At 68.4% G+C, this 13,464-nt stretch carries 12 protein-coding genes; 9 read left to right on the top strand and 3 right to left on the bottom strand.

From position 1 onward, the window contains the following. The first annotated feature begins 172 nt into the window (after positions 1-172). The 3 genes from HWX09_RS02390 (at position 173) to HWX09_RS02380 (ending at position 2,524) form a co-directional block, all read left to right on the top strand. Positions 173-1,531, top strand: coding sequence for a cytochrome c peroxidase (locus HWX09_RS02390; RefSeq protein ID WP_027784191.1), 1,359 nt, complete (start codon positions 173-175; stop codon positions 1,529-1,531). 124 nt (positions 1,532-1,655) lie between these two features. Next, entirely contained in the window at positions 1,656-2,042 is a 387-nt protein-coding gene (locus HWX09_RS02385; protein ID WP_027784192.1) for a hypothetical protein, read from the top strand. 8 nt (positions 2,043-2,050) lie between these two features. Then, on the top strand, positions 2,051-2,524 hold the full coding sequence (locus HWX09_RS02380; protein ID WP_027784193.1) for an NUDIX hydrolase: 474 nt from the start codon (positions 2,051-2,053) through the stop codon (positions 2,522-2,524). Positions 2,525-2,662: 138 nt separating this feature from the next. Here the strand turns inward: HWX09_RS02380 and HWX09_RS02375 are convergent, their stop codons facing one another. Next, positions 2,663-4,372 carry a glutamine--tRNA ligase/YqeY domain fusion protein gene (locus HWX09_RS02375; protein ID WP_027784194.1) on the bottom strand — a complete coding sequence of 570 codons (1,710 nt, stop codon included), beginning with the start codon at positions 4,370-4,372 and terminating at the stop codon, positions 2,663-2,665. Positions 4,373-4,626: 254 nt separating this feature from the next. On the opposite strand from HWX09_RS02375, the gene HWX09_RS02370 reads away from it, so the two are divergent. Both HWX09_RS02370 and HWX09_RS02365 read left to right on the top strand, forming a co-directional pair. Continuing rightward, positions 4,627-4,836: an ornithine acetyltransferase gene (locus HWX09_RS02370; RefSeq protein ID WP_006497729.1), complete on the top strand. Its 210-nt coding sequence runs from the start codon at positions 4,627-4,629 to the stop codon at positions 4,834-4,836. A gap of 186 nt (positions 4,837-5,022) precedes the next feature. Further along, positions 5,023-5,571 (top strand): alpha/beta hydrolase, encoded by a 549-nt coding sequence (locus HWX09_RS02365; protein WP_027784195.1) that lies wholly within the window; start codon positions 5,023-5,025, stop codon positions 5,569-5,571. Positions 5,572-5,666: 95 nt separating this feature from the next. On the opposite strand, the gene HWX09_RS02360 is transcribed toward HWX09_RS02365, so the two are convergent. Further along, on the bottom strand, positions 5,667-6,887 hold the full coding sequence (locus HWX09_RS02360; protein WP_027784196.1) for a CaiB/BaiF CoA-transferase family protein: 1,221 nt from the start codon (positions 6,885-6,887) through the stop codon (positions 5,667-5,669). A gap of 243 nt (positions 6,888-7,130) precedes the next feature. On the opposite strand from HWX09_RS02360, the gene alaS reads away from it, so the two are divergent. Further along, positions 7,131-9,755: an alanine--tRNA ligase gene (alaS, locus tag HWX09_RS02355; protein ID WP_027784197.1), complete on the top strand. Its 2,625-nt coding sequence runs from the start codon at positions 7,131-7,133 to the stop codon at positions 9,753-9,755. A gap of 140 nt (positions 9,756-9,895) precedes the next feature. On the opposite strand, the gene HWX09_RS02350 is transcribed toward alaS, so the two are convergent. Continuing rightward, positions 9,896-10,810, bottom strand: coding sequence for a LysR family transcriptional regulator (locus tag HWX09_RS02350; protein ID WP_027784198.1), 915 nt, complete (start codon positions 10,808-10,810; stop codon positions 9,896-9,898). Positions 10,811-10,933: 123 nt separating this feature from the next. On the opposite strand from HWX09_RS02350, the gene HWX09_RS02345 reads away from it, so the two are divergent. From HWX09_RS02345 to HWX09_RS02335, 3 genes are all read left to right on the top strand, one after another. Next, positions 10,934-12,193 (top strand): YbfB/YjiJ family MFS transporter, encoded by a 1,260-nt coding sequence (locus tag HWX09_RS02345; protein WP_089500393.1) that lies wholly within the window; start codon positions 10,934-10,936, stop codon positions 12,191-12,193. A 121-nt stretch (positions 12,194-12,314) separates the two neighbouring features. Beyond that, positions 12,315-12,851 (top strand): NUDIX domain-containing protein, encoded by a 537-nt coding sequence (locus HWX09_RS02340; RefSeq protein ID WP_027784200.1) that lies wholly within the window; start codon positions 12,315-12,317, stop codon positions 12,849-12,851. Between the two features lie 166 nt (positions 12,852-13,017). Next, complete coding sequence (locus tag HWX09_RS02335) at positions 13,018-13,455, top strand: thioesterase family protein (RefSeq protein WP_027784201.1); 438 nt, start codon at positions 13,018-13,020, stop codon at positions 13,453-13,455. Positions 13,456-13,464 lie beyond the last annotated feature (9 nt).

Below are 13,464 nucleotides of genomic sequence, written 5' to 3'. Positions count from 1 at the left end.
GAGGGCCGGCGCACGAACCTCGCGGTACCGCCCGGCTGCGCGCATTATCTGGAACCGATTTGACAGCCGGGTGTAGGGGCGCTTTCAATTGACTGTCGGTCGAACGTCATTCAACGGTCACGGAACTGACATAAGCTCCGGCCGATTGCCCACCGCTACTAGAACAACGACGATGCACACCCTTCTGAAATCCTTCGCGTCCGCGCGATCGCTGATCCCCGCCGCGGCGGCGCTCGCAGTGGCCGGCGCGCTCGCGGCGCTCGCCGGTTGCGATGCGCGGCCCGGCACGAACGCGTCGGCCGCGTCCGTCGTACCGGCGGCTCAGGCCGCTCCGGCTACCCCGGCTGCTCCGGCGGTCGCGCCGGCCGGCCAGCCGCAGACGCGCGCGCAGGTGTTCGAGGGCGTGAAGCAGATGACGGCACTCGGCAAGCAGCTGTTCTTCGATCCGTCGTTGTCCGGGTCCGGTAAGCTCGCTTGTGCGTCATGCCATAGCGCCGAGCATGCGTTCGGGCCGCCGAACGCGCTGTCGGTGCAGCTGGGCGGCGACGACATGCACCGGACCGGCTTTCGCGCGGTACCGTCGCTGAAGTATCTGCGCGGCATCCCGCCGTTCAGCGAGCACTTCCACGATTCGCCGGACGAGGGTGACGAAAGCATCGACGCGGGTCCGACCGGCGGGCTGACCTGGGACGGTCGCGTCGATACGCGCGATGCGCAGGCGCGCATTCCGCTCACGTCGCCGTTCGAGATGAGCAGTTCGCCCGCGCGGGTCGCGAAGGCGGTTCGCGCCGCCCCGTATGTCGACGCATTCCGCAAGGCGTTCGGCGACCAGGTGCTCGGCGACGACCAGGCGACGTTCGGTGCGGTGCTGCGCGCGCTCGATGCATTCCAGCAGCAGCCCGCGCTGTTCGATCCGTACACGAGCAAATACGACGCGTATCTGGCCGGCCACGCGCAGCTCACGCCCGCGGAGTTGCACGGGCTGCAGTTGTTCAACGACGAGAAGAAGGGCAACTGCGCGAGCTGCCACATCAGCCAGCGCACGCTCGAAGGCGGGCCGCCGCAGTTCAGCGATTTCGGGCTGATCGCGATCGCGGTGCCGCGCAACCGCGCGCTGCCCGTCAATCGCGACCCGCGCTTCCATGATCTCGGCGCATGCGGCCCCGAACGCACCGACCTGAAGGGGCGCGACGAATTCTGCGGGCTGTTCCGCACGCCGTCGCTGCGCAACGTCGCGTTGCGCAAGACGTTCTTTCACAACGGCGTGTATCACTCGCTCGAGGACGTGATGCGTTTCTACGTCGAACGCGACATCCATCCGGAGAAGTTCTACCCGGTCGTGCACGGCAAGGTGCAGATCTACGACGATTTGCCGAAGCGCTACTGGCCGAACATCAACCGCGAGCCGCCGTTCGACCGCAAGCGCGGCGAGCAGCCGGCGCTGAACGCGGCCGAGATCAAGGACGTCATCGCGTTCCTCGGCACGCTGACTGATGGATATCAACCGGCGGCAACGTCGGCCGCGCGCTAGACGACGGCCCTTGCGGCACGCATGCTATGCTCGCTCGCTGACGGGCGTGGCGCGTGCCAGAGGGCCGGCCCCCGGTTCGCCGGCATGCGCCGCACCGTTCGATCGAACATCCAAGGAGAAAAACATGTCGATGCGTGCATCCCTTTCCGTCGTCACGCGTGTGCTGGCCGGCGCCGCGTGTGCAGCTGCGATGCTGCCCGCCCATGCACAGAACAACCTGAACTTCCTGAACGACACGCCGATCAGCTATTTCAGCAAGACCGACCGCGCGTCGCTCTCCCAAGCGGTCGTGCAGGCGCGCGACGAAGGCAAGGATGGCGAAACCACGACGTGGCAGAGCAGCGGCCGCGGCACGCAGATCGACGCGAAGCTCACGCCGAGCACGACCGAGGCGGACGGCAAGACCTGCCGCGAAGTCGCGACCGAAATCACCGCGAAGGGCCAGACGATGACGCTCAAGCCCGTCTACTGCAAGACGGCCGCGGGCAAGTGGCAGCTGCAGAAGCGCTGAGCACGCGCATGACGAAGCGGGGCGACGCGCCGCGCACGGTGTCGTGCGGCGTCGTGATCCTCGATGCGGCCGGCCGCGTGTTTCTTGCGCACGCGACGGACACCACGCACTGGGACATCCCGAAGGGGCAGGGCGAACCGGGCGAGACGCCGGCCGATGCCGCGCTGCGCGAACTGCTCGAGGAAACCGGCATCGAGTTCGCGCCGGCACGGTTGCTCGATCTAGGCCGCTTCGCATACCGGCACGACAAGGATCTGCACCTGTTCGCGGTGCAGGTGGCCGAAGGCGAGATCGATCCCGCGCACTGCACGTGTACGTCGCTGTTTCCGAGCCGTCGCGACGGCTCGATGATTCCCGAGATGGATGCGTACCGCTGGACCGTGCCGGGCGACATCGACACCTATGCGAGCCGCAGTCTCGCGCGACTGTTTCGCACGAAGCTGTCGCTGGTGGAACTGCATCGGCGGCTGTCGGGCGCCTGAACGGGCGTTGCGGCTTGCGCTGCCGCCTGTCGTCGTTCGGCGCACGTCCATGAAAAAACCGGCCCTGGAGCCGGTTTTTTCATGGACAGGCAGCGGCGGCTCGCGAAGCCGCACGCCGCCCGCGCGGAGCAGGGGCCGTCAGGCCGGCTTGCCCCAGCTGTCGCGCAGCCCGACGATCCGGTTGAACACCGGTTGGCCCGGCTTCGAATCGACACGGTCTGCAACGAAGTAGCCGTGGCGCTCGAACTGCAGGCGCGTTTCCGGCGCGACGTCGCCGTTGCCCGGCTCGACGTACGCCTGCACGATCTTCTTCGAATCGGGGTTCAGCGCTTCGAGGAAGTTCGCGCCGCCCGCGTCCGGGTGCGGCTCCTTGAACAGGCGATCGTAGATCCGCACTTCGGCCGGCTGCGCGTGCTTCGCGCTGACCCAGTGGATGTTGCCCTTGACCTTGTACGTGTTCGCGCCTTCGGTGCCCGACTTGCTGTCCGGGAAGTAATTGCAGTGCACGGCCGTCACGTTGCCGTCGGCGTCCTTGTCGAAGCCCGTGCACTCGATCACGTAGCCATAGCGCAGGCGCACCTTGTTGCCCGGGAACAGGCGGAAATAGCCCTTCGGCGGATTCTCGACGAAATCCTCGCGCTCGATCCACAGTTCGCGCGAGATCGGGAACGTGCGCACGCCGCGGTCCGGATGATGCGGATGCACGGGCGCCGTGCAGGCTTCCTCGAGGTCTTCCGGATAGTTGTCGATCACGAGCTTCAGCGGATCGAGCACCGCGACCGTACGCGCGGCCTTCTCGTCGAGGTCGTCGCGCAGCGCGCCTTCGAAGATGCTCATGTCGATCCACGAATCGATCTTCGTGACGCCGATCCGCTCGCAGAACAGGCGAATGCTCTCCGGCGTGAAACCGCGGCGGCGAATGCCGACGATCGTCGGCATGCGCGGGTCGTCCCAGCCGTCGACGTGGCCTTCGGTGACGAGCTGCAGCAGCTTGCGCTTGCTGGTGATCGCGTACGTGAGGTTCAGCCGCGAGAATTCGATCTGTTGCGGCAGCGGGCGCGTGAACACGCCGGCTTCCGCGAGCTCGTTCAGCACCCAGTCGTACAGCGGGCGGTGATCCTCGAACTCGAGCGTGCACAGCGAATGCGTGATGCCTTCGAGCGCATCCGAGATGCAGTGCGTGTAGTCGTACATCGGATACACGCACCATGCGTCGCCGGTGCGGTAGTGGTGCGCGTAGCGGATCCGGTAGATCACCGGGTCGCGCATGTTCATGTTCGGCGAAGCCATGTCGATCTTCGCGCGCAGCACGTGCTCGCCTTCCTTGAACTCGCCGGCCTTCATGCGGCGGAACAGGTCGAGGTTCTCCTCGGGCGAGCGGTCGCGGAACGGCGACGGCTTGCCGCCTTCGGTCAGCGAGCCGCGGTTCGCGCGCATTTCGTCGGCGCTCTGGCTGTCGACGTACGCGTGGCCGCGCTGGATCAGCAACTCGGCGAATTCGTACAGCTTGTCGTAGTAGTCGCTCGCGAAATACTGATGATCGACCGCGTCCTTGCGCCAGTCGAAGCCGAGCCAGCGCACCGCGTCGACGATCGAGTCGACGTATTCGACGCTTTCCTTTTCCGGGTTCGTGTCGTCGAAGCGCAGGTGGCACACGCCGCCGTAGTCGCGCGCGACGCTGAAGTTCAGGCAGATGCTCTTCGCGTGACCGATGTGCAGATAGCCGTTCGGCTCGGGCGGGAAGCGCGTCTCGACGCGGCCGCCCCATTTGCCGGTGCGGTTGTCGTCGTCGATGATGTTGCGGATGAAATTGGAAGCCGCGGGGGCGTCGTTGCGTTCGGTGCTCATGCGGTTGGCGTCAGGGTTGTGTCGGCGCGTCGCGCCGGTTTAATCCTGTAATTCTACCTGACCGGGGTCCGTCCCGCGCGGCCTGCCGGTCGGGCGGCGCGCGTTCGCGATGCGTACCGCAATATATCGAGTGTGTGTCGGCTGTAACACGACGTAAATCGGATTGCCGGCGCCGTTCGGCTTTTCCTATGATGGCTTTACCGATTCAATGCCGCCATTCGCAATTTTTGCGTGGCGGGAGGAAGCCAATAATCATGATGAAGAAGACCACTTTTCTCGTTCGTACCGCGGTGATCGTCGCGGCTCTCTCGCAACTCGGCGCATGCGCGATGACGCATACGCAGCGCAATGCCGGTATCGGCGCGGCCGCGGGCGGCGCGCTCGGCTACCTGATCACGGGCGGGCCGGTCGGCACGGTCGCCGGCGCGGCGGCAGGCGGCCTGGTCGGCGCCGGCGTACGCTGATTCACGCCGGCGTGCGCGGGCCTCGGTGTGCTCGCGCGATCGCCGGCCGGGCGTGATGCCGTTGCGTACGCGTAACGGCCCGCCCGCACACCCCTTCCATTTTTCGACAGGCAGTATCAGGGAGGAACGGGTGTGCGACACTTCGTCGACGCCACATAACGACTTCATTCGTCGACGAATCCTTTCATGAGCGACCCCCTCGTATTCGTGCTGCCGGGCTACGGCAACTCCGGTCCGTTCCACTGGCAAAGCCGCTGGGAGCGCGCCGACGCGCGCTTCGTGCGCGTGGCGATGCCCGACTGGGAGCGGGCATTTCGCAACGGCTGGTGTCTCGCGCTCGACCGGGCGGTCGAAGCCGCGCGCGGGCCGGTGCTGATCGCCGGCCACAGCCTCGGTACGCTGACCGCCGCGTGGTGGGCGACCCGCTACGCGCGGCCGGCCGCGCTCGCGAAAGTGCGCGGCGCGCTGCTGGTCGCGTTGCCCGATCCCGCCGGGCCGGCGTTTCCGGCCGACGCGCACGGCTTCGGCCCGGTGCCGCACGAGCGGCTGCCGTTTCCGACCTGCGTCGTCGCAAGCAGCGACGATCCGTACGGCTCGATCGCATTCGCGCGCGGCTGCGCGCGCGCATGGGGCAGCACGTTCCATGACCTCGGCCCGCGCGGCCACATCAACGCGGACAGCGGGCTCGGCGACTGGCCGCAAGCGCGCGGCTGGCTCGATGCGCTCGCGCGTTAGCGGGTCTGCTCGTCGTGCGCTAGTCGCGACGGTTTGATCCGATCGTTGTCGCCGCGTGCGCCCGCGGCCGCCGCGACGCCATCACCCGAACCGCGTCAAATCGCTTGCTTCGCCTTCAACGCCGCGATCCGCTCGTCGTCGTAGCCGAGCATGTCGCGCAGCACGTCGTCCGTCTGCGCGCCGAGCGGCGGCGGGGCCGTGCGCGCGTCGGGCGGGGTCGCGCTCATCCGGATCGGGTTGCGCACGAGCTTCACGTCCGCGCCGCACGGATGCGGCAGCGACACCTGCATCCCGCGCGCGACCACCTGCTCGTTGTCGAACACCTCGTCGAGATCGTTGATCGGCCCGCACGGCACGCCGGCCGCCTCGAGCGCGCCGATCCAGTCGGCCTTGTCGCGCGCCTTCACCATCTCCGCGAGGATCGGCACCAGCGTGTCGCGGTGACGCACGCGCGACGGGTTCGTCGCGAAGCGCTCGTCGTCGGCCAGCTCGGGCCGCCCGCCGGCCTCGACGAACTTGCGGAACTGCCCGTCGTTGCCGACCGCGACGATGATCCAGCCGTCGCTCGTCTGGAACGTCTGGTACGGCACGATGTTCGGATGCGCGTTGCCCCAGCGCACCGGCGGCTTGCCGCTCGCGAGGAAGTTGGTGTTCATGTTCGCGAGCAGCGCGACCTGCACGTCGAGCAGCGCCATGTCGATGTACTGGCCTTCGCCCGTGCGGTCGCGGTGCGCGAGCGCGGCGAGCACGGCGACGGTCGAATAGAGGCCGGTCGCGAGATCGGCGATCGCGACGCCGGCCTTTTGCGGGCCGCCGCCCGGCTCGCCGTCGCGTTCGCCGGTGATGCTCATGAAGCCGCCGATCCCCTGCACGATGAAGTCGTAGCCCGCGCGATGGGCATACGGGCCGGTCTGGCCGAAGCCGGTGACCGAGCAGTAGACGAGATCGGGCTTCACCGCGCGCAGCGAGTCGTAGTCGAGCCCGTATTTCTTCAACTGGCCGACCTTGTAGTTCTCGAGCACGACGTCGCTTTGCGCGGCGAGCTCGCGCACGATCTGCTGGCCCTCCGGCGTCGCGATGTCGATCGTCACCGAGCGCTTGTTGCGGTTCGCCGCGAGGTAGTACGCGGCCTCGGCGGTGTCCGCGCCGTCCGCGTCCTTCAGGTACGGCGGCCCCCAGTGGCGCGTGTCGTCGCCGGCGCCCGGGCGCTCGACCTTGATCACGTCCGCGCCGAAATCGGCGAGGGTCTGCGCGCACCACGGGCCCGCGAGCACGCGGGTGAGGTCCAGCACGCGGATATGGCTCAGGGCACCCATCGTCGAATCGTCTCCTTTCATCGCTGGCCTGCCCGGCCTGGCACGGCCGATTGGCATGCCGAGCATCTTAAGGCGAATCGGCCGTGCCGGTGGCCCAGGCGGGTCGTCCGGCGCAGCGGGCCGCTGCCGCTTGGGCGGGCGGTCTGTATCGTATAATCGATCGTTTCCGAATCCATGCCGCCGCGCGCCCCGCCTGGGGCGCCGGCGTTTGAAGCCGTCTTTGCCAGACTGTCCCCGCACGCCATGAAAGCTGCCGAAATCCGCGAGAAATTCCTCAAATTCTTCGAATCGAAGGGCCACACGATCGTCCGCTCGTCGAGCCTCGTGCCCGGTAACGATCCCACGCTGATGTTCACGAACTCGGGCATGGTCCAGTTCAAGGACGTCTTCCTCGGCACGGACCCGCGCCCGTATTCGCGCGCCACCACGGCGCAGCGCAGCGTGCGCGCGGGCGGCAAGCACAACGATCTCGAGAACGTCGGCTACACGGCGCGCCACCACACGTTCTTCGAGATGCTCGGCAACTTCTCGTTCGGCGACTACTTCAAGCACGACGCGATCAAGTTCGCGTGGGAGCTGCTGACCACGGTCTATCAGTTGCCGAAGGACAAGCTGTGGGTCACCGTCTACCAGGAAGACGACGAAGCGTACGACATCTGGGCGAAGGAAGTCGGCGTGCCGACCGAGCGGATCATCCGGATCGGCGACAACAAGGGCGCGCGCTACGCGTCGGACAACTTCTGGACGATGGGCGACACCGGCCCGTGCGGCCCGTGTACCGAAATCTTCTACGACCACGGCCCGGACGTGTGGGGCGGCCCGCCGGGGTCGCCCGAAGAAGACGGCGACCGCTACATCGAGATCTGGAACCTCGTGTTCATGCAGTTCAATCGCGACGCGCAAGGCAACATGACGCGTCTGCCGAAGCAGTCGGTCGACACCGGCATGGGCCTCGAGCGCCTGGCCGCGGTGCTGCAGCACGTGCACAGCAACTACGAGATCGACCTGTTCCAGAACCTGATCAAGGCCGCCGCGCGCGTGACCGAAATCAGCGACCTCACGAACAACTCGCTGAAGGTGATCGCCGATCACATCCGCGCGTGTTCGTTCCTGATCGTCGACGGCGTGATCCCCGGCAACGAAGGCCGCGGCTACGTGCTGCGCCGGATCGTGCGCCGCGCGATCCGCCACGGCTACAAGCTGGGCCGCAAGGGCGCGTTCTTCCACAAGCTGGTGGCCGACCTCGTCGCCGAGATGGGCACGGCCTATCCGGAGCTGAAGGAAGCCGAACAGCGCGTGACCGACGTGCTGCGCCAGGAAGAGGAGCGCTTCTTCGAAACGATCGAGCACGGCATGTCGATCCTCGAAGCCGCGCTGGCCGACGTCGACGCGAAGGGCGGCAAGGTGCTCGACGGCGAACTCGCGTTCAAGCTGCACGACACCTACGGCTTCCCGCTGGATCTGACGGCCGACGTGTGCCGCGAGCGCGGGATGACGGTCGACGAGCCGGCATTCGACGACGCGATGGCGCGCCAGCGCGAGCAGGCCCGCGCGGCCGGCAAGTTCAAGGCGACGCAGGGCCTCGAATACTCGGGCGCGAAGACCACGTTCCACGGTTACGAGGAAATCGCGTTCGACGACGCGAAGGTCGTCGCGCTGTACGTCGACGGTTCGGCCGTCAACGAAGTGAAGGCCGGCCAGGATGCGGTCGTCGTGCTCGACCACACGCCGTTCTACGCGGAATCGGGCGGCCAGGTCGGCGACCAGGGCGTGCTCGCGAACGCCGCGACGCGCTTCGCGGTGGCCGACACGCTGAAGGTGCAGGCCGACGTGGTCGGCCACCACGGCACGCTGGAGCAAGGCACGCTCAAGGTCGGCGACGTGCTGCGCGCGGAAATCGACGCGCATCGCCGCGCCCGCACGCAGCGCAACCACTCGGCCACCCACCTGATGCACAAGGCGCTGCGTGAAGTGCTCGGCGCGCACGTGCAGCAGAAGGGGTCGCTCGTCGATGCCGACAAGACCCGTTTCGACTTCGCGCACAACGCGCCGATGACCGACGACGAAATCCGTCGCGTCGAGCAGATCGTCAACAACGAAATCCTCGCGAACGCGCCGGGCATCGTGCGCGTGATGCCGTACGACGAAGCGGTGAAGGGCGGCGCGATGGCGCTGTTCGGCGAGAAGTACGGCGATGAAGTGCGCGTGCTCGACCTCGGCTTCTCGCGCGAACTGTGCGGCGGCACGCACGTGCACCGCACCGGCGACATCGGCCTGTTCAAGATCGTCGTCGAAGGCGGCGTCGCGGCCGGCATCCGCCGCGTCGAGGCGATCACCGGCGACAACGCGGTGCGCTACGTGCAGGAGCTCGACGCGCGTATGAACGAAGCGGCGGCGGCGCTGAAGGCGCAGCCGTCGGAGCTGACGCAGCGCATCGCGCAGGTGCAGGACCAGGTGAAGTCGCTCGAGAAGGAGCTGGGCGCGCTGAAGTCGAAGCTCGCATCGAGCCAGGGCGACGAACTCGCGCAGCAGGCCGTCGAAATCGGCGGCGTGTACGTGCTGGCCGCGACGCTCGACGGCGCCGACGCGAAGACGCTGCGCGAAACGGTCGACAAGCTGAAGGACAAGCTCAAGAGCGCGGCGATCGTGCTGGCGGCCGTCGAAGGCGGCAAGGTCAGCCTGATCGCGGGCGTCACGCCGGATGCGAGCAAGAAGGTCAAGGCCGGCGAACTCGTGAACTTCGTCGCGCAGCAGGTCGGCGGCAAGGGCGGCGGCCGTCCGGACATGGCGCAGGCAGGCGGCACCGAGCCGGCGAACCTGCCGGGCGCGCTGGCCGGCGTGAAGGGCTGGATCGAGGAACGGCTCTGATCGTTGCACGACCGATGCGATGTCGTCGCACTGACGGCATCGCGTGAATCGAAAAACGACCCGATCGGCAGGTGCCGGTCGGGTCGTTTTGTTTGTGCCGGACGTGCACGTCGCTCGATGCGGCGACGTGCACGTCCGGATCAGGCCGGCACGGTCGCGGCCGGCTCCGTTGCGTCGCCAGGCTGCCGTACGGCGTCGGTGAGCGCATCGCGCAGCGCGGCGAGCGCCGCCGACGCATAACCCTGCCGCCACGCGAGCAGCGTGTCGATGCCTTCGAGTTCGGGAATCGTGTGCGCGGTGATGTTGCCGCTCTCGGGCTGCAGATCGAGCACCGAACGCGGCGCGACCGCGATGCCCGCGCCGGCCGCGACGCATGCCACGATCGCGTGATACGAGCCGAGCTCGAGCACGCGCGCCGGCTTCACGCCGTGCGCCGCGTACCACCGCTCGACGTACTTGCGATACGTGCAGCCGCGCTCGAACGCGATCAGCGTCGGCAGGAGCACGTCGCGCGGCGTGCGCACCGGCGGATGGCCGCGCGGGGTGAGCAGCACGAGATCCTCGCGGAAGATCGGCACCGTCTCGAACGTGTCGGGCAGCGTGTCCGGCTCGGGCGGGCGCGCGAACAGCGCGGCGTCGATTTCGAAGTCGCGCACGCGGTCGATCAGACAGCCCGTCGTGCCCGTCAGCAGTTCGAGCGATACGTCGGGCCAGGCGTGGTGGTAGCGCGCGAGGATGGTCGGCAGCCGGCTCGCCGCCGTGCTTTCCATCGTGCCGAGCCGCAACCGGCCGCGCGGCGTGTCCTCGCGCACCGCGTCGCGCGCCTCGTCGGCGAGCGCGAGCAGGCGCTCCGCATACGGCAGCAGCGTATGCCCGGCCGGCGTCAGCACGAGCCGGCGGCCGTCGCGCACGAACAGCGCCGCGCCGAGTTCTTCTTCCAGCTGCTTGATGCGCGTCGTGACGTTCGACTGCACGCGATTGAGCTTGGCCGCCGCGCGCGTGACGCCGTTCTCGCGCACGACCGCCCGGAAGATCGCCAGCGCCGCCAGGTCCATGATTCTCTCCAGGGGATGAGTCGATTCTCAATTATTCATTTTTCAAGAACGTTTGGTCAAGCTAGGATGGACGCATTCCGATTCCCGATCCGGCCGGCGCGCGACGCGTCGGCCCATGCCGCCATGTCCCGCTTCGATGCTCCGACCGCCCGCGTGCTTTCGTCCGACCAGGCCGACCGCGGTGCCCGCGCGGCCGCGCTCGCCTGCATGATCGGCCTGGCCATCGTGCTCGGCGTTGGCCGTTTCGCGTTCACGCCGCTGTTGCCGCTGATGCTCGCGGACGGCTCGATCGGCCTGAAAGCAGGCGGCTGGCTCGCGTCGGCAAACTACGCGGGCTACTTCGTCGGCGCGGTCAGTTGCGCGGCGCTGCGCGTGGCGCCCGCGCGGATGGTGCGTTTCGGGCTCGTCGCGACCGTGCTGCTGACCGCCGCGATGGGCGTCGGCCACTGGCTGCCGGCGTGGCTCGTCGTGCGTTTCGTCGCGGGCGTCGTCAGCGCATGGACGTTCGTGTTCATGTCGCAATGGGGGTTGCGACGCCTGGCCGAGTTGATCGCGCCCAAATGGAGCGGGGTGATCTACGCGGGGCCGGGCGTCGGCATCGTCATGACCGGGCTGATCGGCAGTGCGCTGGCGGGCCAGCGTGCGGCGGCGGGCTGGCTCGGTTTCGCGGCGTTGTCGGCCGTCCTGTCGGTCGCGATCTGGCGCACGTTCGGTGCGGCGCCGGCCTCGGCACATGCGCAGGCAGCACCGCCGCCGCCCGCCGCGCCGCAAGCGGTCGCCGGCGCACCCGCCACGCCGGCGGCGCGGGCCGGCACGCGAAGCCATCGCGCGGACGCCGCTTGGCTCGTCGTGCTGTATGGCGCACCGGGCTTCGGCTACATCATCACCGCGACGTTCCTGCCGGTGATCGCGCGCGCCGCGCTGCCGGCCGGTTCACCGTGGCCCGACCTCTTCTGGCCGATGTTCGGCGCGGCGCTGATCGTCGGCGCGATCACCGCCGCGCGGCTGCCCGGGCACTGGGACAACCGGCTGCTGCTCGCGGCCGGCTGCGCGACGCAGGCGCTCGGCATCGCGGCCGGAATCGTGTGGCCGAACGCGGCCGGTTTCTCGATCGGCAGCGCGCTGCTCGGCCTGCCGTTCACCGCGATCACGCTGTTCGCGATGCGCGAGGCGCGGCGCCTGCACGGCGAGCGTGCGGCCGGGCTGATGGGCTATGCGACCGCGTCGTACGGCGTCGGGCAGATACTCGGGCCGCTCGTCGCGGCGCCGCTGGCCGCGCGCTTCGGGTCGTTTACGCCCGCGCTGTGGGTCGCGGTGGCCGCGCTGCTGATCGGCGCCGGCGGCTTCGCGGCGACCGCCGCACACGCTCGCCGGTCATCCTGATACCGGTGGGGCCGGATCGTATCGGGCGCGGGCAAACTCGCTAGAATGAAGCCTTTCCCGCGCCGAGCGGGTGCGCGGGCAGCCGGCAGTCGGCCGTCCGGCGCTCGCCAGACTTCCATCGATGACCACCGCCGACTACCGCTTTTGCCCGCGCTGCGCGAGCCCGCTGACCGAGCGTGCCGATCCCGACCATGAGGGCGGCCGCATTCGCCAGGCCTGCCCCGACGACACCTGCGGCTACGTGCACTGGAACAACCCGCTGCCCGTCGTCGCCGCGATCGTCGAACTCGACGGCAAGATCCTGCTCGCGCGCAACGCGGCCTGGCCCGAAGGGATGTTCGCGCTGATCACCGGTTTCCTCGAAAACGGCGAGACGCCCGAGGACGGCATCGCGCGCGAGGTATTCGAGGAAACCGCGCTGAAGGCCGAGCACGTATCGCTCGTCGGCGTGTACGAGTTCGTGCGCAAGAACGAACTGATCATCGCGTATCACGTGCGGGCGTCGGGCACGGTGTCGCTGTCGCCGGAACTGCTCGAATACAAGCTCGTCGATCCGCCGCTGCTGCGCCCGTGGCGCGCCGGCACGGGCGTCGCGCTCGCCGACTGGATGCGCGCGCGCGGCCTCGATTTCGAATTCGTCGACCGGCCGGGGCAGTGACGGGCCGGCCTGCCCGCAGCGTGTCATCCGCCGCGGCGCGCGCGATCGCGACGCGGCGCTTCGTTGCCGGCCGGCGCGCCGCGTCGTGCGGCCGTCACGCGTCGTCCTCGCCGTTCCCTTCGTTCCCGTCGTTCCCTTCGCTTCCATCGTCCTGACCGCCATCGCCATGTCCGACAAGCCGCAGCCGCGTCCGCGCGACGCCTATCGCCACTTCCTGCCGATCACGACCCGCTGGATGGACAACGACGTCTACGGGCACGTGAACAACGTCGTCTACTACAGCTACTTCGACACCGTCGTGAACGAGTATCTGATCCGCACAGGCGTGCTCGACGTCGAGCATGGGCAGACGATCGGGCTGGTCGTCGAGACGCAGTGCAACTACTTCGCGCCGCTTGTGTTTCCGCAATCGGTCGACGCGGGCCTGCGTGTCGTGAAGCTCGGCACGTCGAGCGTGCGCTATGAAGTCGGGCTGTTCGCACAGGGCGATGCATCGCCCGCCGCGCAGGGGCATTTCGTGCACGTGTACGTCGATCGCGGCACGCGCCGCCCGGCGCCGCTGCCCGACGCGCTGCGCGCCGCGCTCGAACCGCTCGCCGCCTGACGGTACGCG

Source organism: Burkholderia sp. BCC1208 (assembly GCF_902833095.1).
Taxonomy (GTDB): Bacteria; Pseudomonadota; Gammaproteobacteria; order Burkholderiales; family Burkholderiaceae; genus Burkholderia.
Note: the sequence above shows the minus strand (reverse complement) of the source record. Positions and strands in the feature narration are given on the sequence as shown.